Genomic DNA, 25,933 nt, shown 5'->3' on the forward strand with positions numbered 1-25,933 from the left:
CTTGTGCGTCGTTGCAGGGAGAGGGAACTGCGGGAGAAGGGACGTACGGCTTGCAGGGGTGTGCCTACAGCTAGGGGTGGTGGGTGCCGGCCTTGCGGGCTCGGCTCTGGCGGAACTGGTCATAGAGGACGGCGAGGATCACGACGACACCGACGATGACGCTCTGCCAGAAGGTGGAGATGTCGAGCAGGTTGGAGCCGTTGCTGATGAGCTGCAGGATGGTCGCGCCGATGATGGCGCCGAGGATCTTTCCTTCGCCGCCGAAGAGGCTGGCACCGCCGATGACGGCCGCGGCGATGGCCAGGAGGTTGTAGTTGGCTCCGGCCGCGGGCTGACCGCTGACCACACGAGACGCCTCCAGGACACCCGCCAGCCCGGCCAGCAGTCCGGAGATGACGAACAGGGTGACCAGCACCATGCCGACGTTGATGCCGGACAGTCGGGCGGTGCGCGCGTTGCCGCCGATGGCGTAGGCGGCGCGTCCCAGCGTGGTGTGGGCGAGCAGCATGTGGCCCGCGATCGCGACGATCACCATCACGATGACCGGCACCGGGATTCCCAGTACCTCCCCGGTGCCCAGCCATCCGAACCCGGCTGGAAGCCCGTACACCGCTTGACCGTTGGTGATCAGCAGTGCGGCGCCTGCGCAGACGCTGAGGGTCCCGAGTGTGGTGATGAAGGCGGGCAGGCCGAGCTTGCTGACCAGCAGTCCGTTGATCAGTCCGACAACACCGCCAACGGCGATGCCGATCAGCAGGCCCAGTGGGATGCCGACACCGAAGGCGACGATCGCTTTGGCTGAGACCACTCCGGACAGAGCGACAATCGAGCTGACCGACAGGTCGATCCCCGCGGCCACGATGACCATGGTGGCCCCGACTGCCAAGATGGCCAGGCTCGACATCTGAACCAGGTTGCCCTTGATGTTGGAGGTGGTCAGGAAGTGTGGGGTCAGGATGAACAGACCGATGCACATCACGATCACGATGGTGAACGGCGCCAGCTGGTTGGCCAGCGGCCCGAGCACGCGCCGCAGGGCCGACGTGGATTTGGTTGCGTCGGAGGCAGTTTGACGCTGCGCCTCGATGGTACTCACTGGTGCTCCTTCATTACGAGGTCGGCGGTGGTCAGCGGCGGCAGCTGCTCGGAACGCTTCTGTCCGGTGGCGTCGTACATCACTGCTTCGGAGGTGATGCCGTCGCGCGGATGTTCCCCGGTGATCTGACCTCCGCGCATGACGATCACGCGGTCACTCATCCCGAGGACCTCGGGCAGGTAGGACGACACGAGAATCACTGCCTTGCCCGCGGCGGTGAGGGTGTTGATGAGTTGGTAGACCTCGGTTTTGGCGCCAACGTCGATACCACGGGTGGGTTCGTCGAGGATCAGTACGTCCACCCCGGCAGCCATCCACCGGCCCAGCACCACTTTCTGTTGGTTACCGCCGGAGAGTTCGGCGACGCTCTTTTCGATGCTGCTGCAGCGGATGCGCATCTGGGCCACGGTGTCCTCGGCCAGACGGCGTTCCTGGATGGATTTCATCACGCCGAATTGGCTGTTGAGGGACAGACATCCCAGCCCGATGTTCTCGCGGATACCGAGCTTGCCGACGATCCCGCTGGCGCGCCGGTCGTCGGATAGGTACCCCAGTCCGCGGCGTACGGCGTCTTTGGGTTGGCGGGGCTGTAAAGGTTGTCCGTTGACGAGCACCTGCCCCGAGGTGCGGGGGATGTCGCCGACCAGGCAGCGCATCAGTGAAGACCGTCCCGCTCCGAGCAGACCGGCGAATCCTACCACTTCGCCGGCTCGCACGGTGAAGCTGACCGGCTCGGTTTTGCCGTCGACCACCAGGTCGCGTACGTCGAGCAGCACGTCGCCGACCTCGCTGCTCTGCTTGGGCATCATGTCGGTGAGTTCGCGGCCCACCATTTCGGTGATGAGCATGTCGACGGTGGTGTCGGCGACCTGATGGGTGGCCACCGCTGTGCCGTCGCGCATGACCGTCACCGAGTCGCAGACGGCGATGATCTCCTCGAGGTTGTGGGAGATGTAGAGGACGGACACGCCGCGGTCCGACAGGCGGCGCATCAGCGCGAACAGTTCCTCGGTCTCGGTCTCGGTCAGCGCGCTGGTCGGCTCATCAAGAATCAGGACTTTCAGCTCGCCGGTGACGGCTTTGGCGATCTCGACCATCTGCTGTTGAGCGATGGTCAGCTCACCGGCTTTGGTGCCTAGTGGAATGTCGACGTGCAGTTGAGCCAGCGCCGCGGCGGCGGTCTTGCGGACCGACCGCCAGCGCACTGCCCCGAGGCGGTTGGGCAGACTTCCCAGCGAGATGTTCTCGGCGACACTGAGATTGTCGGCCAGGCTCATCTCTTGGAACACCATCGCGACCCCGGCGGCGTGCGCTTCCTTCGGGCTGCGGGGGTCGATCGCCGTACCGTCGAGGGTGACGCTGCCGGCGTCGGGGCGCTCGACCCCGGCCAGCACTTTCATCAAGGTGGACTTTCCGGCGCCGTTCTCGCCGAGCAGCGCGCGGATCTCGCCCCGTTCGACGGTGAGGTCGACGTCGGACAGCGCCTGCGTTCCGGGGAATGCCAACGAGATTCCCCGCATCTGCAGGAACGCGCTCACGACCGGCTCACCCAGATCTGGCCGTCGGGGTAGCGGTGTTTCTCTCGGCTGTCCGCCAGGATCTCCGCCGAGTAGCCGGGCAGGCTCGGAACGACGTAGTGACCGTTGTCGACGATGCACGGGTCGACGAAGTGCTCGTGCAGATGATCAACGAACTCCACCACCACGTCGTCGAGATTCCCGGCCACCGCGATGTAGTTGAAGATCGACAGGTGCTGGACGTATTCGCACAGCCCCACTCCGCCTGCGTGGGGGCAGACCGGGATGTTGTGCTGCGCGGCCAGCAGCATGATCGCGATGTTCTCGTTGACCCCGCCGACGCGGCAGGCGTCGATCTGGCACACACCCATTCCCTTGGCCTGCAGGAACTGCTTGAACATCACCCGGTTCTGGATGTGTTCACCGGTCGCGACGCGAATGGGCGCCACCTGGCGGGCGATCTCGGCGTGACCGAGGACGTCATCCGGGCTGGTCGGTTCTTCGATCCACCACGGGTTGTAGGGGGCCAACGCCTGGATCCACTTGATCGCCTCGTCGACGTTCCACACCTGGTTGGCATCGACCATCAGGTAGCGGTCGGGGCCGATCTCCTCGCGCAGGAGCGCGGTGCGGCGAAGGTCGTCATCCAGGTCACGCCCGACCTTGATCTTCATGTGGGTGAAGCCTGCGTCGATCGCTTCCCGGGCCAAGCGGCGCATCTTGTCGTCGTCGTAGCCCAGCCATCCGGCGGAGGTGGTGTAGGCGGGTAGCCCGTTGGCCGTGATGGACTCGATGCGTTGCTGTTTGGTGGGTTCGAGCCGGCGCAACATGTCCAGCGCAGCCTCGGGGCTCAGCTCATCGCCGATGTGTCGGAAGTCGACCAGGGCGACAATCTGTTCGGGGGTCATGTCGGCCAGCAACTTCCACAGCGGCTTGCCCTCTTTTTTGGCGTAGAGGTCCCATACCGCGTTGACCACCGCAGCCAAGGCCAGGTGCACGACACCCTTCTCCGGTCCCAGCCACCGCAACTGGCTCTCGCCGGCCAAGCTGCGCCAGAACGCCCCCATGTCGGAGAGCACCTCGTCGAGGTCGCGACCCACCACGTACGGGGCGTAGGCCTCGATCGCCGAGACGCAGAGTTGGTTGCCGCGGCCGATGGTGAAGGTGAAGCCGTGACCTTCGAGACCGTCCCCAGCATCGGTGCGGATGATCGCGTAGGCCGCGGAGTAGTCGGGATCGGGGTTCATGGCGTCGGATCCGTCCAGCGACAGCGACGTGGGGAAGCGGAGGTCCAAGGCCTCAAGCGCAGTGATCCGGGGCAAGTTCTCTCTCCTTGACAAGGTGGCCGGAAGTCGGCCGCGTGAGCTGGGCGGCTGCGGGATGTTTCATCACAGACATTGGATGTCTGTCTAGCTTGCACGGTGAGCTGCCTCACTGTCAAGCTCTTTCGGTGAGTTGTTTCATCTAAGTGAAACTGGTGGTAGATTCGGCCTTGGACGTGCTGATTTAGCGCCGGACAGGCCGTATGACCGTGGCTCCACCCCAATATTCCGTGCGCTGGCATCACCTTCATACATCCAATGTCTTGACCTACAGAGCGGAGACTCATGAACATCGTTCGCTTCACCGATCACACCAACCCCCCGCGAATCGGGCTGCTGGCCGGCGACGCCGTCACCGCGTTCCCCGAGGACGTCACCTTGAGCGGACTACTCGGGTTGCGCCTGGATGCGCTCCGCAGCCGGTGCGCCGAACTCGACGGGCCACGTCTTCCGCTCTCGGACGTCCGGTTACTTCCGCCGGTCGATGGGCGCACCGAGATCTGGGCGGCCGGGGTGACCTATGAGAACTCTCGGCTGGCGCGGATGGAAGAAAGCGAACACGACGCCGACATCTACGCTCGGGTGTACGACGCGGCGCGGCCCGAACTCTTCTTCAAGTCGACGTCGTGGAAGGCTCGCGGACATGGGGAGCCGATCGCGGTGCGTGCAGACTCCCCGATCAATGTCCCCGAACCCGAGGCGGCGGTGGTGGTGAACGCTTTCGGCGACATCATCGGCGTCACCGTGTGCAATGACTTGAGCTCACGCAGCATCGAAGCGGAAAACCCGCTCTACATTCCGCAGGCCAAGACCTACGCGGGGTCCTGCTCGGTGGGCCCGTCGATCCGGCCGATCTGGGAGATCGAGTCCCTGGACCGCCTGGCAATCACGTTGACCATCAGCCACGACGACACCGTCCGCTGGACGGGCGAGGCGTCAACCGGCCAGCTGAAGCGCCAGCCTGCTGACCTGGCCGCGAGTCTGTTCAGCTCCGACGACTTCCCCGAGGGTGCCATCGTCTCGACCGGCACCTGCCTGGTACCGGAGCTGCCGTTCACCCTGGAAGCCGGTGATGTCGTCTCGATTGAACTGGAATCAGTTGGTGTGCTGTCCAATACCGTTGCTGTCGGCCTGGACGAGTACCGCCAGGCACTGTCAGTCATGCCGTCAAGGTTCGACGTGGCGGTGTCGTGAATGTGATTGACGCGCACCATCACCTGTGGAGCGCTCCGGGCCGCGTTGGGTGGCTGGCCGAACCTGGCCACGAAGTTCTGCGTCGGCCCTACTCCATGGCCGACCTGCATCCGCTGCTGCAATGCGAAAAGGTCGACGGCACAGTGCTCGTCGAATGCGGCAGCGGCCGTCACGACGAACTCGCCGTCATGTTGACCGTCGCCGCCGAGTACCCCGAGGTTCTCGGCGTGGTGGGCTGGGTGGACACCGCAACCGGAAACGTCACTACCCAGATCGAACGGGCATTCGCCCATCCACTTGCGGACCGGTGGCTCATGGGCCTGCGGATTCAGGCCCAATCCGAACCGGCCGACCACCTCGAACAGCCCGAGGCACAGGAGGCCGCCGCCGCACTGGCCAACCGTGGCCGGGTGCTGGAAATCGTGGCCCGCCCGCAACACCTGTCAGGTGCTGCGGCGCTGGCCCGCAACCAGTCACGGTGCCGGATCGTGCTCGACCATGCAGGAAAGCCCGACATAGCAGGGGACACCGACGAAACGTTCGCCCAGTGGCGAACCGTCATGGCGGATCTCGCGTCGCTGCCCAACATCTACGTCAAGTTGTCTGGGTTGGTGACCGAGGCCGACTGGACTTCCTGGACACCGGACACGCTACGGCCGTACGTCAAGGTGCTCCTCGAACTGTTCGGTGCCCGCCGCCTGATGGTCGGTTCCGATTGGCCGGCGTGTCTGCTGGCCGCGGACTACCACGCTGTCATGGAGGCCGCACGGGACTGCCTCGACAACATCTCCGAAGAGGAACGGCACTGTCTCTTCGGCCGCACCGCCATCGCGGTCTACGGACTGCAGCCGTGACCCCCGGACACGACGGCTGCGGCGACGGGCACACCGGCCGCCGGTTACGCATCGACCTCACCACCGGCGAAACCCGCACCGAGACCCTCACACCGGCGCACTGCCGAACTTATGTCGGCGGCGGACTGGAGGCCACGCGACTCCTTCTGGCCGAGACCAAGCCCGGTTACGACCCGCTGTCGGCGCCGGCACCCCTGTGCTTCATGTCCACCGCCGTCACCGGCCACCCGGCTATCGGACTGGCGCGTGTCATCGTCGTCGCCAAATCCCCCATGACCGGCGGCATTGGGGAGTGCCGCGTCGAAGGGCCCTACGGTCACGCACTCAAAGCGACCGGCTGGGATGCCGTCATCATCACCGGGCGAGCAGCCCATCCCTGCTACCTGCTCATCGACGCCGGCGGGGCGCACATCCTTCCGGCCAAGGACATCTGGGGCACCGACACCGGATCCGCCACAGACACCTTGGAGTTCCGGCACGGGTCTGATGTCCACTGCGCGGTGATCGGGCCGGCCGGGGAACGCGGGGTGCGCTACGCGAGCATCGAGACCGACCGTACCTTCGCCGCGGCCCGCATGGGCCTAGGAGCGGTGATGGGCGCAAAGAACCTCAAAGGTGTTGTGCTATCGCCCGATACAGCACCGCCACCCGCCGACGAAGCAGGCCTGGCCGTCCTGACCTCCGCCTATGCAAGCCGGATCGCCGACAATGACCTGACCCGCTCACAACAGCAGGTACCCGGCTTCGGCGCCTGGCCCACCGAAGGAAGCTCACTGGCTGGATACGGCCAGGGCCCCAACTACAGCACCAGCCGAATAGTCGACTTGGGCAACCTCACCGCACAGGCGCTCACCGAGCGGATCGAAGTATCCGAAGGTGGCTGCCCCGGATGCCCCGGTGACTGCATCAAGACATTCCGTAACGCCATCGACAACCGCGCCGGCGGATTGCACCAGGAGGCCGTCGCCGCATTCGCGCTCAACCTCGGCCTCACCGACCCCGACCTGGTGATGGACCTCAACGCATCGTGCCACCTCTGGGGCGTCGACCCGGTATCCCTGTCCTTCACCGTCAGCATGCTCTGTGAGGCACGTCAGCACCATCTCTTGGACGGTGTCGATCTGGCCGGTCACGATCCGGTGTTCGGCGACTCACAGGCGTTGACAGCACTGATGGCAGACATCGCCACCGGCGTCGCGGCCGTGTCGTGGTTGGGCGAAGGTGTCCGTGCAGCGGTAGCCCACCTCCCAGTCGAGGCCCGCCACTTCGCCATGCACATCAAAGGCTTGGAGATGGTCTCGTTCGAGCCACGAGCATCCGCCGGACAAGCGCTGGCCTACGCCGTGAGCCCGGTCGGTCCCCGCTACGAAATCGTCGAACACGACATCGATTTCGATCCAGTCGGCGGTTGGCGGCACGGGTTGGAAATGATGCGCACACTCGGCACCCTGGACTGGGAGCCCATGGAAACTCTCGACGACGCCCGTGTCGCCCGAACAACGATGCTGCTCGACATGTGGAGCGGCATGGATGCACTCGGAGTATCGCTCTTCGCCGGCCCACCCGTGCGCGAACTAGATCTACCGGATCTGGCGCGACTGATTCACCTGGTCACTGGGTGGCGCACCAGCGACCGCGAACTGTTCGTCTGGGGGCGACGTCGATGGCACCTGATGCGGCTATTCAACCTACGCGAAGGAATCACCGCCGAGCAAGACACCCTTCCCGACCGGTTCTTCACCGACCCGATCGACGACGGCCGCCACCGCGGTATCGCGATCAACCGAGAAGCCTTCGATGACGCAGTAGCCCTCTACTATAGGTTGGTTGGCTGGGACAGCAACGGCATACCTACACCGACCGCTCTGATCGAAGTGGGTCTCGGTACGCATCTTGCAGGCGTATAGGCGGCATGACTTACCCACCGCTGCAACGATTTCGAGGCGCGAGCACAAACGTCGCCGCCAGTCGACAACACTGTATCCGCGGGGCGCTGCCGCTGGCCACAACGGCTTGGGGAATCAGCCAGAAGTTGCCGCCGGAAACCGTACGTGCGACGACGGCGCCGTCGTCAGACATTCTCCGCAACCCGTCCTCCATCTGTCGGGTTCTCGCGTTCATGGCCAAGAGATCCACAGCAGCTAACTAACTCGCAACTGGGGCACACAGCTTGCAGTTCAGGCCCGGCCGTCGTTCAGCAGGACCCGGGCGGCCTCTGAGTACCGGATGGCCGTTCCGTGAGATAGTCCGAAGACGGCGGCAAGGTGGAGTGGATCCGGTCCGTGTGTGATGGCTTCTTCGAGTCGGCGATCGACGCTCAGCTTTCCGAGCGTGGCCTTCAGCCCACCGAAGAGTTGAGTGACCGTGTAGTCGCTCACCGGTCGGGCGTCGTTGGCTGTTACGGAGGTCACCAGTAGGTGGCGGTTCGCGGTGTACGGCCAAGTTCTTCTTCGATAGTCGAGGTATTGAATGAGTATTCGGTGCGTCAGCTCATCAATACGGCGGGTGTGTCCCTTGATCGTCATTCGTCGTGCGCCCAAGTCAATGTCATCAAGTCGCAGGTTCCGGATGTCCGCTGGCCGGGCTGCGTGGACGGCAGCGAGAACCAGCGCGATGCGATGCTGGGGAGTGGTGGCGGCCACGACGGCTTCTCGGTAATCGTCAGCGTCAACCGGCAGCAGTGCGGCCGGGGCCACGCGGCCGGGGCGCAAGCGGATGGTCGGATTGGCGAAGATCCGTTTCTCACGCTTGAGGTATCGAAACAGCGAGCGCAAGACCACCAAGGTATGGCTGCGACGGTTCGCGGGAAGGCCGTCGACGACTACGCAAATGTCGTCGTTGGTGACCTCCCGTAGATTGCCATAGCGCTTTGACCAATCGCGCAGGATAGGGGCAGCTACCCGGCAGTACTCGTTGGCGGTTCCAGGCTGGCGTGGTTTCGAACGGCGGGAACCACGTCGCAGGTGTCGCAGCCAGTCGAGCACGTCGTCTTTGATTCCATCCGAGATGTCGGTGAGTCGGCGATGCCAGTTCAGTTCTGCGACATCGGGTCGGTCATCGAGGAGCAGACCGGCATCATCAAGGACGGCGGCTACGCGGGTGACGCTGATGCCCTTGAGCGCGGCAAGCGGCTCTAGCTCCGAGTAGCGGACGCGCTCGTCGGGCGGACGACACGCTAACGCCATCATGAGGCCGCGCCGGACATCGTAGGTCAGTCGCTGCGACCAGCCGTGGGATTCGGCGATACGGTCGGCCGTGCGCATGGCGAGTGTGATGTGGGGTTCTCGCACGGCGTCTGCCGCCCACTGCGAGTGTGGCGGCCGCTCGAACTTGCTGAGGTCGCGACAGGTTTCGAAAAGGCTGTATTGGCCAGCGCCCTCGGCTGGCCGGAACGACGTCGGCGGTGCGACTGTTCGGCGCACTTCGGGCTCCGAATCACGGGAGCAGTGGTAGTGAATCCGCAAGGCTTGCAACATGTCCGCGAAGAACAGCTGGTGGCTGTCGATGGTTTCCAGGACGGGAAGAAGTGATCGTCCATGCCCCGGCCGTTCCCTGTTTCGGCGGCTTGCCTCGCTCCAGCACATTCGGCAGTAACCCTTGAGCCGGTGCCGTAGTCGCCCACACGCAGCGCACTGGCCCCGGTAGTCGTGATGTTTGCGGTTGAAGCTGTAGCAGGCAGCGCAGCGCGGAAACCACCGCAGCGGTCCCCAGGCGTGGCAGTCGACACAACTACCGGTTTTCAACGTTGTCACGCAATCGAGGCGTTACTCGGGAGGCAGCGTGCGGCCACTCGGTGGGCGTGGCCGCACAACCGGCCGGCGCTCGTCGCCTACCGCCGTGGCCACATCACTTGCCGGCGCATTGCCGGGCGCTGTGATCGAAGAGTCACGCAAGAGCAGTTCTTCAGGCCCGCAGTCAAGCACCGAGCAGATGATATCGAGGTCGTCGAGCTTGATGCTGTGCGGCTGCCCTGACCATAGTCCCGACATCTTGCCTGCGCTGATGGCCAGCCCGTGGTCACGCAGAAGTCGTTGGAGCTCACTGGCTTTCCAGATTCCGCGGTTGGCGGCGGCGAGACGCAAGTTCCACTTCATCATGGTAAGAGTCCTTCCAGTCGACTCGCGGCGCGTTGTTGCCCCTTGAGCCAGGCGTCTTCAATGTGCTCTCGATGGACGTGCACATAGCGCATCGTGGTGGCGACCCACTGATGGCCGAGAAGTTCTTGGATCGCAACCAGGTCCATCCCTGAGCGATAGACCTCAGAGGCGCAGTAATGGCGGAGCACATGGGGAGTGAGTCGCCCCTTCCACTGCGGTAGATGCCGTTCGACTGCCTGGCTCAGCGCTGCCCGGAGCGGCTCCCGGGAAACGCGGATGTGGGATCCATCAGGGTGGTGGCGTTCCGAGGGGAACAAGGGCGTTCCAGGTTGGTCCCATCCGTCTCCGAAATGCCCCCAGACATCCTCGACGTACCATCGCAGAGTCCGGTCGGCGCCGTTGATTAAAGGAACGACGCGCTGTTTGGGCCCGCGCCCTCGCGAGCCCTTTCCGCGGCGGACGTGCAATTTTCCGAAGCGACCGAGTTCCCACCTGATGTCGTCGAGATCCAGGTAACAACACTCGTTGATACGCAGCCCTATCCGCATCATCAGTTGTGCTGCGGCGTAACTCCTAGCCATAGGTGCGAACTTGCGACACTGCACCAAGTCGCTACGCCATCCCGCGAAGAGCGTGTTGATCTCAGCTTCCGACGGGGGTATCCGGATCGAGGTGGCGGGACCACTAGCCGGCCGATTCATTTCGTCGACCGGGCATTCGACCACGATGCCGGTGAGGTTGTAGATCTCGGCCTTGTGCCGCAACTCTAGGTAGTCGAAGAACAGCGACAGGGTGCCCGCTTTCCCGTGCCGAGTGGCTGGCGCCGAGTTCCGCAGAACCTTGCCCAGATACTCGTCCGCGTGGCGGGGCTGCAATTCCCATAGCGGCGCTCCGAACCAGTCGCGGATCTGCTCGAGGTCAACGAGATCATTGCCGATGCTGGTGTCGGCCATGCCCGCCGCCGCGCGAGCCAACACGAAGCCGGCCATCACATCGGTCTCGAACTCTGCCAACTCCTCGGCCGTCGCCTCGCGCCGAAGCCCGCGCAGATCTCGTACAGCAGCTAGCGCCACCCTGCATCCCTCACTTCACCAATCCAGTAGAAGGATCAGGATAGTGCACAAATATTCACAATTCCCGAATTTCAGTCACTATCGCGGAGAGAACGGTCCGCGTCGACATTTGGCGCTGATCAGGAGTTAATTGCGGCTGGCAACGATCGCGACGACATCAGGGGAACCTGAGGCAACTAAGTCAAGCGGGTACCACCCTGTCCGGCGCTCGGTGTTGAACACCGCATCCTTGGCAGCGCGGGCCCGCTCACCGGCTTCGAATCCCAGCACGTGGCGATACCGACGACCTCCGGTCACCGACGCGATGATCGGATCCAGGCAGTTCCCCTTGGCGTGAACCGAGCACATGCGGGCCCCCCCGAGCTGGGGAAGCGTTCCAGCCGAAAGCATTTCGTCGGACGGCTTGTAGCCATCGACGTACAGCCGCTGCGGTGTGGTGGAGTCGTCGAGCACAACGACCCCCTCCCCGCCGGCGGTCGTCTTGCGCTGTGTGCGGCCGACCTGGATGAACCGCACACCGTGGTGACGGAGCGCGGGCAATACGACCTCTTCGACGTCGCGCAGAGTCTGCTCGAACTCATCCCCGGTGTGGGCGGTGATGACGATCAAATCGCTGAGAGCGAAGTCCCGACTTGACGGGTCGGTCAGCCAGCGCAGCAGGATCGCGGTCGAGTCGACGCCCATGCCGTAGCTCATCACGACGGTTGTCCCGCAGTCGTTTTCGGTGATGCCGGGTAGCTGGTCGTCGTTCAGGGCCATCGGATTTCAGTGCTCCTCGTCGAACCAATGTGTTGCCTATAGGCTACATCATGGTGTAGCCTATAGGCAACAGGTTCGAACAACCAAGAAAGGGCACCTGATGACAACCACCACCACTCCCGAGCTGCTTCACCTGGACCCGACCACCATCGAAATCGGCGAGAACGTTCGCCTAGATCCCCGCCTGGATAGCGATTTCCTGGCCTCCATCGAGGCCCACGGAGTTCTCGCGCCGGTGACGGCGGTGCGCCTGGAAGATGGCAGCGTGGCCCTGCGAGATGGGCAGCGCCGCACGCAAGCTGCGCGCCAGCTGGGCGTGCCCACCATCCCCGTCTACGTCCACCCCGCCGAAGGCGACGAGGCCGCACTGCGCACCCACCGCGTCATCGAGCAGATCGTGCTCAACGACCACCGCGCCAAACTGACTGAGGCCGAACGGGCGCGGGGCATCAACCAGCTTCTCCTGGAGGGGGTCTCCCCCACCAAGGTTGCCAAGGAGCTGTCGACCACCAAAGACGCTGTGGCCGCTGCCAAGGTCGCTATCGACTCTCAGACGGCCATGAGCGCCCTGGACACCGGGCAGCTCACCTTGATGGAGGCCACCAGTTTCGTGGAGTTCGACGGGGATGACGCTGCTCAGGCCGAGCTGATCAAGGTCGCCGGTACCGATCAGTTCGACCACAGGGTTGCTCAGCTGCGCGCCGAGCGGGAGGACCGGCGGCGCTACGAGGAGACGGCAGCGCTGTTCACCGCGAAGGGCTACACCGTGCTCGACCGCCGTCCCGGCTGGGGCGATAAGGCCTACATTCCGACCAACTACCTACGGGATGCCCAGGGCGAGCACCTCACCCGCGAGACGATCGCGGCGATGGAGCCCCGGCACTGGGCCGTCGTGCTCGACAGCGAAGAGGTTTTCCTCGACGTCGAAACTGGCGAACCGGTCGATGAGCGCGACATCGACTTCGCCACCGCCGACGATCCCAGCCTGGAGCCGGACGAGGGCTACCGGCACATCCGGACTGTCACCGAGACTACCGCGTGGAGCCCCGAGTACTACTGCTGCAACCCGCGCGGCGCCGGGGTCACCATGCCCGACTGGGCGGCACGCCAGTACGGCTTTGACGCCGACCGCCTGGCCGATGCCAGCGACCCCGAGGGCGCGGTCGAGCGGGAACGAGCCCGCCAGGAGGAGGCCGAACAGGAGCGCGCCGAGCGACGCAAACTGATCGCACTCAACAAGCTCGGCGAAGCAGCGGCGATCGTGCGCCGCGAGTGGGTGCGCGACAAGCTCCTGTCCCGCAAGACCGCCCCCAAAGGCGCGGCCCTCTACCTCGCCGAAGCGCTCGTCACCCGACCGGATCTGTTCAACGATCACCACGGACAGAAGCTCGCCCCCGAGCTGCTCGGCCTAGCCGACAACGAGACCCCGAAGATGGCGGTCGCCAAACTCCCCGCCACCGGCGACGGCCGCGCACAGGTCATCCTGCTCGGCATGGTCCTGGCCACCACCGAGGCCCGGACCGCCAAGGACGCCTGGCGCGGCCCCCAGGACATCACCAAGACCTACCTGCGATTCCTGGAGGACAACGGCTACACCCTCAGTGACATCGAGCAGGTGATCCTCGGCAAGCGCAAAGCCGACGCGGTGTACCGACAGGCGTGCAAGGAGGACTAACGGCCGACGAATGGCCCCGAGGAGTTCTGCTCCCCGGGGCCATTCGCGTTCCTGGGCAGAAACATAATGCCAAGAAAAGGGAAATGCGGGAATGGCCCCTAGTGCAATAAATGCGCCGCCCCTAGTGCCTTTATCAACGCGGTTACTGAAACGCCAGAGTGGTGCCATAATTGACCGCATTAATATTGCTTATTCCATTGCCGAAAAGGCCCGCAGCAATTAGAATGAGTGGTATAGAAAGACCCCGAAATTGCCCACCAATTAGGAGCGTGAAATGAGCACCACCGCCACGGTCACCGTCTACACCAAGCCCGCCTGCGTCCAGTGCAACGCCACCTACAAGGCGCTCGACAAGCAGGGCATCACCTACGACGTCGTAGACATCAGCGCCGACCCCGAAGCCCGGGACTTCGTGATGGCCCTGGGTTACCTCCAGGCCCCCGTCGTCGTGGCCGGCGACGACCACTGGTCGGGCTTCCGGCCCGATCGGATCAAGGCCCTCGCCCACGCCGCCGCCGCATAGCCACACCGACCCCCAGCCATCCTCGCCCGCTCAGGAGCCCCCATGTACACGCTGACCATCGACGAGCACGGCCGCGACGTAAGCACCCAGCACGACACCCCAGAAGCCGCCCAGGCCGCCTTACACGCGTACCTGGTGCTCGCGGACTACTACCACCGGCCGACACAGCTCAGCGCCACCCACACGGCGTTCGAACTGCTGTCCCTCGCCGAGGCGCGGCCCCGCATCGTCGGCGTTGCCACCATCGAGCCCTACTCCGAACTCGATGCCCGCCGCGACCTCAAGACCGTCTTCGCCGCCGCCCGCCCCATCCACGCGCTCGCCTCGTAGACGACCCACCATGGCAACCGTCTTCCTCGCCAACGTCCGGACCGCCGTCGAGGCGACCGCCATCGCCGCAACCGCCGACCAAGCCGCCCGCCTCGCCTGTGAGAAGGCCATGGAGTACCTGCAGAGCGTGCACGGTGATCTCGGGTACGACGACCCCATGTTGGTCGGGAAGTACTTCGGCGTTGACGTGCTGCCGTTCGAAGTTGGCGGCCCGGCACAGTTCACGCGCCGCTCCACGCTGCTGGCGCCCTAGCCCAGGTACCGAGTCGTGCCCTACTACCTGACCCCCGTCGTCGAGCTGCCCTATCCGCACACCATGGGAGAGCGGCCCCACCACGACGGCACGCGCTCCAACTGCCCCCTCGCACTGGAGTCGGTCATCCGCACCTTCGGCGAGCACCCCGGGCAAGACGGTTACCGCGCACTGTTCACCAGCGACGCCATCTCCGCGCGCCGTCGACTCTGTGATGTCCACTCGGGAGACTGGACCACGGTGCTACCCGCAGTCACCACCTTCCTCGAGCCCTTCCCCGCCAGCGCCGACACCGCCACCATCGCGCACGCCGCCCGCAGCCACGCGGCCTTCGCCAACCTTGTTCCCGCCGACCGGCGTCTGACATTGGCGCTGCTGAGCTACAGCGACTCGCTGCGCATCTACGTCAACGGTCACGGCCACCGAGAAACGATCGGGCAGCACCGCATCTGCTGGGCCCGCACAGCCGGCGTCTCTGCGCTGCCGCTGTGGTTCGACGCCAACACGGTGCGACCGTCACGCGACGCGGTACTGCTGCAGCGCGGCTAAGCGCCCGCGCGCGACACCACCGCCGCACACCCTTTGCGCCCTCCAGCTCGGCGCTGCGACACCGCGCGCCAGGCCGCCCAGCTCGCCACACCCGGCCCCACGCGCACCGGGCCCGAGGGGGCTTGGGCAGACATCACCACAGCGTCGCCTGATCACCAAGGAGCGCCGCCTGCACCGCATCCGCATCCCAACCGTGGCGCACCGCTTCCCGCAGCGCCACCGACCGTTCCCGTCGAATACCGCGACTATCGAAGCGTCGCACCGCATACCGGCCGCCGCCACGACGCATCCGCGCCATGCGCTCCATGTTGTCTCCTTGGGAGCCGGACACGACGTGCTGATGGGGATCTGTCGCCGCCGCGATCTTGACGCACACCGGGTTGTCGCATTCGTGGAGCCCAAGCACGCCAGCGGCCACCACACCGGACACGATCGCCAACGCGTAGCGGTGCGGGCGAACGCACAGCCCTGATCCCTCGCGAGTCAAGTAGAACCGGCCGTAGCCATCGGCGCCGATCGCGCCGGTCCAGATGTTGCAATCCGAAGCCGTTGGCCCGCAGACAACATGGCTGTGAAAGCGCGCGATCTCGGCAGCGTGCACACGCCGCTCAACCACCAGCTGTCCCGCGCTTCTCATGGCCGTTGAACCTATCCGCCGGCACTGACATTCAGCGCAGCCGCCGCGGCCCGCTCCACTCGTGCTGTCACCCTGCGCCCGGGTGTTCCCGTTACCGCTGCGCAGCCCCCGCCACGTCGAGCGCTCCCCACCGTGCTGGGCAGACCTGGTGTAGCCGGACACACAGGCCGGCGCGCAGCACCAGGGGCGCGACCGGCGTGTGCGTCAGCGGCCCAACCGCCGTCACGGCGAACCTCCATGACGGCCCACGCACCCGCCGACCCACGCGGCCTGGCCGCGCACACCGGCGTGCACAGCCGCCTTCGTCGCACCGTTGCGCAGTGCATCACGCCGATGCTGCGTCCACCGGAGGCTGGCCGGCGTAGGGGTCAACCCCCTGGGCGGTCGGGTCAGACACAGCCTCCAGACCTAGTGCATGCGAACCATTCCCGGCAGTCCGCTTCTCGGATTTCGGAGCATGCCGTGCCATGGTGCGAACGATCCCGATTCCGACGTCGGTCCGTGCGGCGATGGTCGTCAGCGTCTCACCACGGCCCTGCATACGTGCAACCGCCGCGCCGGCCTTGGCCCGATGACCGGCCACCCGCTTGGCCGCTTCTGCGTCGACCTGCGCGCGCAGCTGGGCCAGGCGCTCCTTCTTCCACGTTTCGACTTCGGCGACCTTGCCGACCGCGACGAGAAAGTCCGCGGCGTCATCGATGTTCGCCTTATCCCGCGCGGCGCGTTCCTCGTTGGCGCGTCGGGTCGCTTCGCGTGCCCGGCGCCGGGCTTCCACCTTGGACGTTGCTGCTGTCATGGTCGCCGACAGTAGAAGGTTCACCGGCGACCGGGCCACCACCGCAGCCACATTCGCCTCCCACCAATTTTTTCGCCTTCACCACATCCGTCCACCACCACTCACTTCCTCCGCGCCCGCAGCCCGCGTCCCTCACCACCGCGCACCGCCCACTCAGCTCCCAGCCCCATGACCCCCTTCCGTAGCCCCACCACAGACCACACACCTCTTGCACTCAGGTCCAGAAGGTCGCGAATCAACCTGAAGTTGACGCGTATATCTGGCGCATGGGACCAGCGCCGGATGCGCTTCATTGAACCACTTTCGTGTTCCTCCTGGTAGACGGATTTCGCTCGCAGGTGTGGTAACTTGCGGTTGTCATTGACAACTCTAAGTTGACGATAGATGGAGGTTCTCTTGTGAGCGTTCCGGGGTCGGCGCACTTGGTTCTTGCCTCGGGCGTGGTTCACCTGGACGAGGCCAGCGCAGTCTTCGAAGCGATGCTGTCTGGGTGGGGTCGTCAACAGGCGTCTCGGCTACTCGCTGCTGAGGCCACGATCGAGCCGCGGCTGGCGTTGGTGCGGCGGTTCGCAGAGTTCGCCGGGGCGCCTCCGTGGGACTGGACTGCCGGCGATGTCGAAGACTTCACGGCCGCTTTGATGTCGGGCCCGGAACGCAAAGCACCGTCGACCATTCGCGGCTATCACATGTCGTTGCGGATGTTCTGCGACTACCTACTCGATAGCCGCTACGGTTGGATCGCGCAATGCGAGAACAGGTTCGGACGGATCCCATCGCAGGTCTGTCACGACTACAACACCGCCGCGCATCTGGTCGACTACGAGGGCAAGCCCGCGCGTCGCCCGTTCACCTACGACGAACTGGAAACATTGTTCGATTTCCTCGATGATCGCGTCGATGTTCTCGCTCGGTCCAGGAACAAAGGCGCGTTCGCGGCGCTGCGCGACGCACAGATGATCAAGACGGCCTACGCCTTCGGTTTACGCCGCCGCGAGCTGTGCTATCTCGATCTCGCCGACCTGCGTCCGAACTCGCGGATGCCGGCCTGGGGCACGTTCGGCGCCGTCCACGTTCGCTACGCCAAATCACGTCGCGGCAGCTCTCCCAGGCGTCGCACCGTGCTCGCCGTTCCGGAGTTCGACTGGGTGATCGACGGACTGCGCCAATGGGTCGACCACGGCCGCCCACTCCTCAGCCCCGGGAACCGTCAAGAGCTCTGGCTGACCGAGCGTCGACGGCGCGTGGCGACCAAGACCATGGATAGGCGATTCGCCGTCGCACGGGTGCAAGCGGGACTGCCTGCCGAGCTCACCTTGCACTGCCTGCGGCACTCCTATGTCACCCATCTGATCGAGTTCGGTTATCCGGAGCGGTTCGTCACCGAACAGGTGGGGCACTCGTATGCCTCGACCACCGCGATCTATACCTCGGTGTCCGACGACTTCAAGACCAAAACACTGCAGGCGGCGCTGCGCCGCGTCTACGGATCATCCACGACGACAGGTGAAGGCGGAGATGAGCACTAGGACCGTGCTGCGGTGGAACCTGCGTCAGCTGATGGCCCAGAACGGAATGTTCGCCACCACCGACCTTGTCGCACCGCTGCACGAGCGTGGCGTGGAGATCTCCCGACAGATGGTGCACCGGATCGCGACCAAGCCCCCGCAGCGCATCAATCTCGACCTGCTCGCCGCCCTCTGCGACATCTTGTCGTGCACGCCCAACGACCTGCTCGAGCTCGTCGCCGAACAAGTCCGTGAGGCGCCCGCGGTCAACGACAGCGGACCCGGCATCGGCGACCTGCGACCCATCCGCGCCACCATCCGCCGCCCCCACGACAACCAGTGACTCAGCGGGCCTGCTGGGAGTGTGCAAGCACCATCCGGCTAACCCCACTGACGCACGGGCGTCGCATCTGTGTCGCATGCCGTCGCAGACGGCACTATCACCCCGAGAAATGCCCGCGGTGTGAGACCGTGCGGCCACTGGCGTGGCAGCTCGACGATGCCATCGTGTGCGCCTCCTGCGCCGGTGTCGCATCGATCTTCACCTGCAGCGAATGCGGCCGCGAAGAACACCCCTACGGGTTCTACCGATGCGCCCGCTGCTTCCTACGCGAGCGCCTCACCGAGCTGCTCACCGACCCGATCAGCGGCACGATTCATCACCGACTACGGCCCGTGTTCGACGAACTGATCAACGCCGACCGCCCACAGACGGTGCTCTGGTGGCTGCGAAAGAAGCCCGGTACCGGCCCGCAGCTCCTTCGCGACATGGCCTGCGGAACGCGTGAAATCAGCCACGACACCTTCAGCGATCTTCCCTCGGACCGAGCCCACGATTACTTGCGCAGCCTCCTGGTCGCGGTCGGCGTTCTGGGCCCGATCGACATCCGCGTCGAACGGATGCTGCCCTGGATCGAGGACGTTGTAGCCGAGCTTCCGGCCGAAGACGCCGCCATCGTTCGCCGATTCGCGCATTGGCATGTACTGCGCCAGATGCGCAAGGCCTCCCACGAGAACCGGCTGACGAGATCGATGACCGATGCCTGCCGTCGTCGCGTCCGCGTGGCGATTCAGTTCATGGCGTTTCTGCACACCCACGACGCCACTCCGGCGACAGCGACACAGGAGATGCTGGAGCGCTACCAGGCGCTCCACCGGAGGCCGCTCACTGCCGAGTACGCCTTCCTCGTCTGGCTACGCCAATCCCGCATCAACACCACACTGAGGGTCACCGATCCGCCACGGTCACCTCCCTCGGTAACCGTCTCGGATTCCCAGCGGTGGGCCGCCGTCGGGCGGCTGCTGCACGACGACACAATCCGCCGCAAAACCCGCATCGCGGGACTGCTCACATTGTTGTTCGCCCAACCTCTTTCGCGCATCGTCGCCCTGCGATCAAGCCAAATCTCGATCTCCGACGATCACGCCGTGCATGTCGTCTTCGCCGCCATCCCCATCCAAATGCCTCCCCTACTCGACGACCTCATCCGCGAGCATCTGGAGCAGCAATGCGAAAGCCGCTACACCCCATCCCATACGGGCTGGCTGTTCCCCGGCCGACTTCCCGGCACCCACCTGTCCACCGAGAACATCCGCACCCAGCTCGTCGCGGTCGGGGTGAAACCCTACGAACATCGCAAAGCCGCCCTCTTCCAGCTCGCCAGCGACATGCCCGCACCCGTGCTGGCCGAACTGCTCGCGATCACCACCAAGAACGCAGCCGCCTGGGCCAAACTCGCCGCCCGCGACTGGACCGATTACGTCACCGAACGCGGCAGATCAATGCCGCATCGAAGGCGGAGCTAACTCGCAACAGCGATGTCGTAACCACTCCATGCCGCCGAGGCCACGATTCGCCTGCTCTCGTCAAAGTTGTTCTTTGTCAATCCTCCTCGCCACAAGTCAAGCAATCGAGAAACGGGTTCAAGCAGTTGCGCGCCCTCAAGCGTCTGAGACGCCGAACCGCGGGTGACCTGCACTTCGGGTAGCTCACTACCCTGCTGCGAGTCTCCGCACCTCGCTGTGGAACGGAAACCAGCGTACGGCCTCGCCGATGATGGCGACGAATGGTCCTTCGATGCCATCACCGACGCGATTTGCGAGAGGCGAAAAGGGCCCGAAGACCAGCCGGCTCGACATTGTGATTTCGTTGTGCCTAGCGAGCTGAGCGCGCCGGGCGGCCCGTCTTCTTGGTGGCGATGTTCGATTTTATGGCGTCGCTGTCGGTGTTGCGGTGGGCGGCGAGAAAGTCATCGACGATGTTCGCGCAGTCATTGTGAGTGATAGTGCGAAGCCCGGTCATTCGGGCGAAGGCGAGTGGTCCGACGAGTTGGCAAAGCGCCAGTTCCTGGTCGAAGTCGTTGAGTTCGGCTTGAGCTTTTGGGCTGGTGAGTACGGCGTCAAATGGTTGACGATATTGATCGACAACTCGGGTCCGTAGCGCCCCGGATGTGTGGCGGTCTTCCGCTTGGGCATTGGAGCCGGTGGGCCCCAATGAGAGCCACGCGAGTGTCGTGACATGCAGCGGTGCGTCGTTGAAAAGGGCGGCTTGGCGGCTGAGCAATTCGATCAGCTGCTCACGGAGGGGTCCGCTGGTCGGTGCCGGAGTGGTCACTTGTGGAAGTAGGCGTTCGAACGTGGCTGCCAGTAAATGCGACGAACTGTGGAAGTGGCGGTACAGCGTGGTTCGGGCCACTTTGGATGCTTTGGTGACGGCATCGATAGTGACCGCTTCCACCCCACCGGTGCTCAGTAGCGTTGCCGCAGCATCCAGCAGCCGGGTGCGTGACCGGATGAGCCGAGGGTCCACGTCGTCGTCAGGGACGGGCACTGCCTGACTGTCGCTCACTCGTTCACCTCGGCGGTCGATCTTCACGCGATGCTGTCACGGCAGTCTAGCAGTGTGGTACTAACGGTAGCGCAGCGAAACCGATCGTATTGGAGGGTGACGGTGCCCGAAAGCCTGTTGCCGCCCGAGCGGCTGCCCTCGCACACCACGACATGCATGGGTTGCGGCCCGGACAACCCCCACGGACTGCGGTTGGTGGTGCATCGTAGCGGCGACGCGGTGTACACCGATGTGACGTTCGATGAGCGCCATATCGGGGCCCCGGGCCTGGCCCATGGCGGGGCAGTGGCCGCGGCATGTGATGACGTCCTGGGCTTCACGTTGTGGATCGCCGGAACCCCGGCGGTGACCCGCACCCTGACGGTCGAATATTTGCGGCCGGTGCCGCTGCATCAGACCCACCGGATTACTGCCCACATCGTCTCTCGTGAAGGGCGGGCGCTGCATGTCACGGCGACAGGCACGGGTGAGGGTGGGATCGCCCGCTTCACCGCCAGTGCAGTGTTCATTGTCGTCAGCCCTGAGCACTTCGCCGCACACGGCGATGTCAGCGCTTTCGGCGATCTTCTGGAGCAGTTCTCGCGCCGCGGCGGCCTCGACCCGGAGCCGTCATGACTGTCCCTCAGGCGCGCAGCCACGGGAAAACCCCGCCTTCGGAAGCGAACTCGGTCGCTGCAGAGAAGCGAGCCGCTAACGCGTCGCGTTCACGCGCGTCCGCACGGCGCCGGGAGACCATTCTTGATGCAGCTTTGGTCGTGGCCGCGGCGGGTGGTTACGAGGCGGTTCAGATGCGGACAGTTGCCGAGCGGGTCGGCATCGCCGTCGGCACGCTTTACCGCTATTTCCCGGCGAAAACCCACTTGCTGGTGGCAGCGCTGACGCGCGAGTTCCGTCGACTCGACTCGGCCGGGGACTGGGCGAGTGGTGAGGGCACACCGCTGGAACGGCTCGAACGGCTCACCGCACATCTGCATGACCGCTGGCAGCGCGACCCATGGCTGACGACGGCCATGACACGGGCCTTCGCAGTCGCAGATACCCGCGCCGCCGCGGAACTCGACCGCGCGGCCGATGAGATCCAGATCCTGCTGGCCCGCACGCTCAGGGGCGGCGAGCCCACTCCTACCGATCTGCACGTGGCTGGGATCATCTCCGACATCTGGCTGGCCAACCTCGTGGCCTTCAGCGGCCACCGCGCGACAGCCGCCGACACCCGCGACCGCATTGACCGAGCCACCAGGCGCGTCGTGACCAGCGCTGCTAGGCCAGCCGTCTACCGGTAACGATACTGCTGGTATCGCAGCGATACTTGGCGTACTCTTTGGGGATACGGCTCAACGATGCGTCGAAAAGAGACTGCCATGTACACCCAATGGATCGAAAACCTTGTCGTACAACGCCTCTCGCTGCACGGCGGCCTGGTTCTGGATTTCGATGATTACAACGAAATCGTCATCTCCTGCCCCCTACTATTGACGCTTCCTGCCGTCGGCACCTACCCCATCGAGGCGGTGCGTATTGACCCCCTCAGGATCGCGACCCACGAACGCCCGCTGCTGAACCTCGCCGGCGCACTGTGCACCCAGGCCTGGTCCAGCGACGATGGAGGGCTACACCTGAGCTTCTCGCGCGGACATCGCATCGATGTCGATCCCGACGCTGAACAGACAGCGTGGGAGCTCTATGGCATGCGCCACGGCTACATGGCCTGTCTACCTCAAGGACGGGTACGCGTGGTCCGCCATGACCTCCCCGACACCGACGACGCCAACATCGTCAACAGCGTCAGGCAATCATCGGCGGGGTCGGCGCGGCAGACCCACTAATCCGGCCGCGGACACTGCGACGGGTCGACTTGGGCGGCAATACGTGGATCAGGTTGAACGTGGACAGGACCGCCCTGGCGACATCGAGGCGGGCGAGCATTCCCGGATGATGCTGTCGAGGTTTTGTTGCACGCGTTCGGCAGTGATGCCGACCGATGGTGAATACAGCATGATGTGGTCGAGGACGCCGTTGTACCGTCTCAATTGTTCACGGACCTCGTGCGCCGTCCCGGCGACACCCATGGCGTCGATCATCTCCTCGGACACAGCGGCGAACATCGCCGGGAAATCGCGCTGGGCGAATGCTTGCCGGATGGCTCGGCCTTCGCTGGCGAAGCCGTTCACATCGAGTACCGTCTCGTAGGATTTGACCGAGGAGTAGAACGCAATCTGCTGCGCCAGTTCGCGCCTGGCGACCTCGGCGTCGTCGTGGATGGCGCACATCACCATGGAAATGATTTCCACGTCATTGGGGTCGCGGCCGGTGTGCGCGGCGCCCCTGGCGATAGCGGGCCGGACGACCTCTTCGACGTAGGTGGTTGTGAACAGCGGATGTCCGGCTAGGCCGTCGGCCACCCGCCCGGCCGCCTCGCACATCCGGGGCCGGACACCGGCAGTGACGATCGGGATCGGCCTGCTGGAGGGTCCCACGTCGCCGGTCGGGGTGAGATTCATTCTGTAGAAACGGCCCTCGTGATGGATCGGGCCTTCATGCAGGTTCCATATCCGGCGCAGCAGCATCACGAGTTCTTCCATCCGCAGGGCGGGTGCGGAGGTGTCGGGCACGCCGTGCCAGTCGCCCATCATCCGTTTGGTGCCGTTGCCGATGCCGAGTACCAGTCGTCCGTTGGAGAGTTCGTCGAGGTCGCGCGCCTCGGTGGCCAGCACCAGGGGGCTTCGGCCGACGCCGTAGAGAATGGAGGAACCGATCCGACAGTTCTGGGTGCTGTTGGCCATCGCGGCCATGGAGATCGATCCGGACCGAGAATAGAACTCCGAGGCCCATACGGCGTCGAACCCGGCCGCATCAGCGGCCTGGGCGGTCTGGGCCAGTGACTTCAGATCCGCGCCGAGAACCGACAGGCCGTAGGTGCTCATGACTGGTCTCCTGTGCGCGGGCGCAGCCCGTCGAACATGACGGCGCTGAGGGTGCTGGCGACCACCGTCTCGTCGAGGTGGTTATCGGTGACCAGGTACATGAGTGCATTGATGGTGACCGCGCCGAACAGCGCAATCGACGTCGATCGCGCATCGGGCTGAGCGACGAGGGATCCGTCGCGGGCCCCTTCGATGAGCAGGGTTTCGACGGGTTGTTGGTAGGCGGTATTGATCATCTCGGCGATAGCCGGCATGCGGGCCGCTCGTCCCAATTCGCCGATGAGTGCACGGCATACCGCTGGCCGCTGCGCCATTGCCCGCAGTTGTGCGCGGATCACGAGTTCGAGGCGTTCGGCACCGGTGCCGCCGGTGTGCACGATCGCGGTCACAGCATCGAAGATGTCCTTGAGGAGGTCTTCGAGCAGGAAAGCAAGGATGTCCTCTTTACCGGCGAAGTAGTAGTACAGCGTCGCTTTCGGCACACCGGTCACCGCGGCGACGTCTTCGATCTTGGAGTCGTTGAGCCCCTTCTCGGCGAACAAGTCCGCCGCGGCGGGAAGCCGGTCAGAGATCTGACGTGGAATCTTGCGCATTGCCCCCCTGTCCCGTTCGGCCGGTTTAGACTGCGAGTCTAAACCGTCGTTACTTTGGTGGTCGGAGGTCTTGGTGGTCTCGGTGCAAATTCGTTACGACCCGTTCGACGCCTCGATTCTCAACGACCCCTATCCGACGTATCGGTCGTTGCGTGACACGGCTCCGGTGTACCGCGCCGAGGAATCCCATACCTGGGTGTTGAGCCGGCACGCCGACGTCCAGGCCGCAGCACTGGATCACGGCACGTACTCCTCGGTGGACGGCATCTTCCCCACCCCACCGGGATCGGACTTCATCGGCTCGTTCCTGCCGATGATGATCGTGATGGACCCTCCGCGCCACGACCAGTTGCGTGCCCTGGTGAGCCGGGCGTTCACTCCCCGGCGGGTGGCCGGGCTGCAGGGCGCCATCACACAGATGGCCGCGGAGTTGTTCGAGCGCCTCGACGAGGGCTCTGGTTCGGCGGACTTCGTGACCGACTTCGCCGCGATCCTGCCCGCCGCGGTGATCGCCGATCTACTGGGCATTCCCGCCACCGATCGTGATCAGTTCCGATTGTGGTCGAGCCAACTGGTCCAGGTCGACGTCAACCACGGACAAACCACCGACGCACTGACCGCCGCCACCTCGATCTACGCCTACTTCACCGACTTCCTCGCCGACCGCCGCCAAACCCCCCGCGAGGACATGATGTCGGCGTTGGCGAACGCCACAGTCGACGGGATCAGACTGACCGACGAGGAAGTCCTCGGCTTCTGCGCGCTGCTGCTCGTCGCGGGCTACGAGACCACCACCAATCTGCTGGGGAACTCCGCGGTCGTGCTGGCCCAGCATCGGCAGACCCGCCGACGCCTGGCCGCCGATCGAACACTATTGGGGCCGGCAGTTGAGGAGTTGCTGCGCTACGACTCACCGGCACAGGGACTTTCACGAACCCTGACCCGCGACGTCACACTGCACGACACGACCATGCGTCAAGGTGAGAAGGTGCTGCTGCTGTTCGGGTCGGCCAACCGCGACGAGCGCGCCTTCCCCGATCCTGACGTGTTCGACATCGAGCGCACCAGTGAGCACCAGGTCGCCTTCGGTCGCGGCATCCACTTCTGTCTGGGCGCGGCACTGGCGCGGATGGAGGCCCGCATCGCTCTGGATGCTCTGTTGGACAAGGTGCCCGACTGGGAGGTCGATCTTGAATCGGCGCGGCGGCTGCGGTCCGGACCGATCCGCGGCTACACATCGCTGCCCATCACTTGGACCACACCGGTCTAGCTGTACTGACTTGAGAGGTTAGGTACACAGCTAGCGGGTGTTTTGCCTCCGAGTGCGGTGTGGCCGCGGTGGTGATTGTAGGTGTGCAGCCAGATCGGGTACTCGGCGCAGCGTTCGG

The 25,933-nt window shown here is 64.7% G+C and carries 27 protein-coding genes and 1 pseudogene; 15 read left to right on the forward strand and 13 right to left on the reverse strand.

Annotation, left to right across the window (positions count from 1 at the left end; translation table 11 throughout):
- Positions 1-70: 70 nt before the first annotated feature.
- From WBB07_RS00440 to WBB07_RS00450, 3 genes are read right to left on the reverse strand one after another with little or no spacing between them, the layout of a single operon-like run.
- Positions 71-1,096: an ABC transporter permease gene (locus tag WBB07_RS00440; RefSeq protein WP_083741799.1), complete on the reverse strand. Its 1,026-nt coding sequence runs from the start codon at positions 1,094-1,096 to the stop codon at positions 71-73.
- The gene (locus tag WBB07_RS00445; protein ID WP_083741798.1) at positions 1,093-2,634 is read right to left on the reverse strand and encodes a sugar ABC transporter ATP-binding protein; all 1,542 of its coding nucleotides are present in this window, start codon (positions 2,632-2,634) and stop codon (positions 1,093-1,095) included. Before WBB07_RS00445 ends, WBB07_RS00440 begins: the two co-directional genes overlap by 4 nt.
- A complete protein-coding gene (locus WBB07_RS00450; RefSeq protein ID WP_236950569.1) occupies positions 2,631-3,935 on the reverse strand; it encodes an L-fuconate dehydratase in 1,305 nt (434 codons plus the stop codon). Before WBB07_RS00450 ends, WBB07_RS00445 begins: the two co-directional genes overlap by 4 nt.
- Before the next feature lie 285 nt (positions 3,936-4,220).
- Between WBB07_RS00450 and WBB07_RS00455 the strand changes: the two genes are divergently transcribed.
- From WBB07_RS00455 to WBB07_RS00465, 3 genes are read left to right on the forward strand one after another with little or no spacing between them, the layout of a single operon-like run.
- Positions 4,221-5,129, forward strand: coding sequence for a fumarylacetoacetate hydrolase family protein (locus tag WBB07_RS00455; protein WP_083741797.1), 909 nt, complete (start codon positions 4,221-4,223; stop codon positions 5,127-5,129).
- Complete coding sequence (locus WBB07_RS00460) at positions 5,126-5,983, forward strand: amidohydrolase family protein (RefSeq protein ID WP_192860463.1); 858 nt, start codon at positions 5,126-5,128, stop codon at positions 5,981-5,983. Before WBB07_RS00455 ends, WBB07_RS00460 begins: the two co-directional genes overlap by 4 nt.
- Complete coding sequence (locus WBB07_RS00465) at positions 5,980-7,890, forward strand: aldehyde ferredoxin oxidoreductase family protein (protein WP_192860462.1); 1,911 nt, start codon at positions 5,980-5,982, stop codon at positions 7,888-7,890. The genes WBB07_RS00460 and WBB07_RS00465 overlap by 4 nt, the downstream gene beginning before the upstream one ends.
- Positions 7,891-8,160: 270 nt before the next feature.
- Here the strand turns inward: WBB07_RS00465 and WBB07_RS00470 are convergent, their stop codons facing one another.
- From WBB07_RS00470 to WBB07_RS00485, 4 genes are all read right to left on the reverse strand, one after another.
- On the reverse strand, positions 8,161-8,967 hold the full coding sequence (locus WBB07_RS00470) for a site-specific integrase (RefSeq protein WP_083741831.1): 807 nt from the start codon (positions 8,965-8,967) through the stop codon (positions 8,161-8,163).
- A gap of 780 nt (positions 8,968-9,747) precedes the next feature.
- Positions 9,748-10,077: a helix-turn-helix domain-containing protein gene (locus WBB07_RS00475; protein ID WP_083741794.1), complete on the reverse strand. Its 330-nt coding sequence runs from the start codon at positions 10,075-10,077 to the stop codon at positions 9,748-9,750.
- Entirely contained in the window at positions 10,077-11,153 is a 1,077-nt protein-coding gene (locus WBB07_RS00480) for a tyrosine-type recombinase/integrase (RefSeq protein ID WP_083741793.1), read from the reverse strand. The genes WBB07_RS00475 and WBB07_RS00480 overlap by 1 nt, the downstream gene beginning before the upstream one ends.
- 126 nt (positions 11,154-11,279) lie before the next feature.
- On the reverse strand, positions 11,280-11,912 hold the full coding sequence (locus WBB07_RS00485) for a hypothetical protein (protein ID WP_428371939.1): 633 nt from the start codon (positions 11,910-11,912) through the stop codon (positions 11,280-11,282).
- Between the two features lie 100 nt (positions 11,913-12,012).
- Here WBB07_RS00485 and WBB07_RS00490 point away from each other — a divergent pair, with 100 nt between their 5' ends.
- The 5 genes from WBB07_RS00490 to WBB07_RS00510 all read left to right on the forward strand — a co-directional run bounded on the left by WBB07_RS00490 (position 12,013) and on the right by WBB07_RS00510 (position 15,242).
- Positions 12,013-13,587: a ParB/RepB/Spo0J family partition protein gene (locus tag WBB07_RS00490; protein ID WP_428371941.1), complete on the forward strand. Its 1,575-nt coding sequence runs from the start codon at positions 12,013-12,015 to the stop codon at positions 13,585-13,587.
- Between the two features lie 274 nt (positions 13,588-13,861).
- The gene (gene nrdH / locus WBB07_RS00495; protein ID WP_241479915.1) at positions 13,862-14,110 is read left to right on the forward strand and encodes a glutaredoxin-like protein NrdH; all 249 of its coding nucleotides are present in this window, start codon (positions 13,862-13,864) and stop codon (positions 14,108-14,110) included.
- Between the two features lie 42 nt (positions 14,111-14,152).
- Positions 14,153-14,440 (forward strand): hypothetical protein, encoded by a 288-nt coding sequence (locus WBB07_RS00500; RefSeq protein ID WP_094295401.1) that lies wholly within the window; start codon positions 14,153-14,155, stop codon positions 14,438-14,440.
- Between the two features lie 10 nt (positions 14,441-14,450).
- Positions 14,451-14,693, forward strand: a complete 243-nt coding sequence (locus tag WBB07_RS00505; RefSeq protein WP_094295402.1) for a hypothetical protein — start codon at positions 14,451-14,453, stop codon at positions 14,691-14,693.
- A 15-nt stretch (positions 14,694-14,708) separates the two neighbouring features.
- Positions 14,709-15,242, forward strand: a complete 534-nt coding sequence (locus WBB07_RS00510; RefSeq protein ID WP_094295403.1) for a hypothetical protein — start codon at positions 14,709-14,711, stop codon at positions 15,240-15,242.
- Positions 15,243-15,375: 133 nt separating this feature from the next.
- Here the strand turns inward: WBB07_RS00510 and WBB07_RS00515 are convergent, their stop codons facing one another.
- Positions 15,376-15,879, reverse strand: a complete 504-nt coding sequence (locus WBB07_RS00515) for a hypothetical protein (protein ID WP_094295404.1) — start codon at positions 15,877-15,879, stop codon at positions 15,376-15,378.
- Positions 15,880-16,204: 325 nt separating this feature from the next.
- Positions 16,205-16,675: a hypothetical protein gene (locus tag WBB07_RS00520; protein ID WP_202931626.1), complete on the reverse strand. Its 471-nt coding sequence runs from the start codon at positions 16,673-16,675 to the stop codon at positions 16,205-16,207.
- A 398-nt stretch (positions 16,676-17,073) separates the two neighbouring features.
- Between WBB07_RS00520 and WBB07_RS00525 the strand changes: the two genes are divergently transcribed.
- From WBB07_RS00525 to WBB07_RS00535, 3 genes are all read left to right on the forward strand, one after another.
- Positions 17,074-18,201: a tyrosine-type recombinase/integrase gene (locus tag WBB07_RS00525; protein ID WP_046363131.1), complete on the forward strand. Its 1,128-nt coding sequence runs from the start codon at positions 17,074-17,076 to the stop codon at positions 18,199-18,201.
- Positions 18,191-18,523, forward strand: coding sequence for a helix-turn-helix domain-containing protein (locus WBB07_RS00530; RefSeq protein ID WP_024449211.1), 333 nt, complete (start codon positions 18,191-18,193; stop codon positions 18,521-18,523). Before WBB07_RS00525 ends, WBB07_RS00530 begins: the two co-directional genes overlap by 11 nt.
- Positions 18,524-18,651: 128 nt before the next feature.
- A complete protein-coding gene (locus WBB07_RS00535) occupies positions 18,652-19,986 on the forward strand; it encodes a hypothetical protein (protein WP_011856875.1) in 1,335 nt (444 codons plus the stop codon).
- Between the two features lie 349 nt (positions 19,987-20,335).
- Here the strand turns inward: WBB07_RS00535 and WBB07_RS00540 are convergent, their stop codons facing one another.
- Complete coding sequence (locus WBB07_RS00540; protein ID WP_011856876.1) at positions 20,336-21,028, reverse strand: TetR/AcrR family transcriptional regulator; 693 nt, start codon at positions 21,026-21,028, stop codon at positions 20,336-20,338.
- A 102-nt stretch (positions 21,029-21,130) separates the two neighbouring features.
- Here WBB07_RS00540 and WBB07_RS00545 point away from each other — a divergent pair, with 102 nt between their 5' ends.
- From WBB07_RS00545 to WBB07_RS00555, 3 genes are all read left to right on the forward strand, one after another.
- A complete protein-coding gene (locus WBB07_RS00545) occupies positions 21,131-21,643 on the forward strand; it encodes a PaaI family thioesterase (protein WP_011856877.1) in 513 nt (170 codons plus the stop codon).
- Positions 21,640-22,311, forward strand: a complete 672-nt coding sequence (locus tag WBB07_RS00550; RefSeq protein WP_011856878.1) for a TetR family transcriptional regulator — start codon at positions 21,640-21,642, stop codon at positions 22,309-22,311. Before WBB07_RS00545 ends, WBB07_RS00550 begins: the two co-directional genes overlap by 4 nt.
- A 78-nt stretch (positions 22,312-22,389) precedes the next feature.
- Complete coding sequence (locus tag WBB07_RS00555; RefSeq protein ID WP_024449209.1) at positions 22,390-22,854, forward strand: DUF6188 family protein; 465 nt, start codon at positions 22,390-22,392, stop codon at positions 22,852-22,854.
- A 48-nt stretch (positions 22,855-22,902) separates the two neighbouring features.
- On the opposite strand, the gene WBB07_RS00560 is transcribed toward WBB07_RS00555, so the two are convergent.
- A complete protein-coding gene (locus WBB07_RS00560) occupies positions 22,903-23,952 on the reverse strand; it encodes an LLM class flavin-dependent oxidoreductase (protein ID WP_011856880.1) in 1,050 nt (349 codons plus the stop codon).
- Entirely contained in the window at positions 23,949-24,545 is a 597-nt protein-coding gene (locus WBB07_RS00565) for a TetR/AcrR family transcriptional regulator (RefSeq protein ID WP_011856881.1), read from the reverse strand. The genes WBB07_RS00560 and WBB07_RS00565 overlap by 4 nt, the downstream gene beginning before the upstream one ends.
- A 73-nt stretch (positions 24,546-24,618) precedes the next feature.
- On the opposite strand from WBB07_RS00565, the gene WBB07_RS00570 reads away from it, so the two are divergent.
- Entirely contained in the window at positions 24,619-25,815 is a 1,197-nt protein-coding gene (locus WBB07_RS00570; protein WP_011856882.1) for a cytochrome P450, read from the forward strand.
- Here the strand turns inward: WBB07_RS00570 and WBB07_RS00575 are convergent.
- Positions 25,812-25,933, reverse strand: a pseudogene (locus WBB07_RS00575) (IS481 family transposase); the annotation flags it as partial. The gene WBB07_RS00570 and the pseudogene WBB07_RS00575 overlap by 4 nt on opposite strands.

Source organism: Mycobacterium sp., from assembly GCF_049647605.1.
GTDB lineage: Bacteria > Actinomycetota > Actinomycetes > Mycobacteriales > Mycobacteriaceae > Mycobacterium.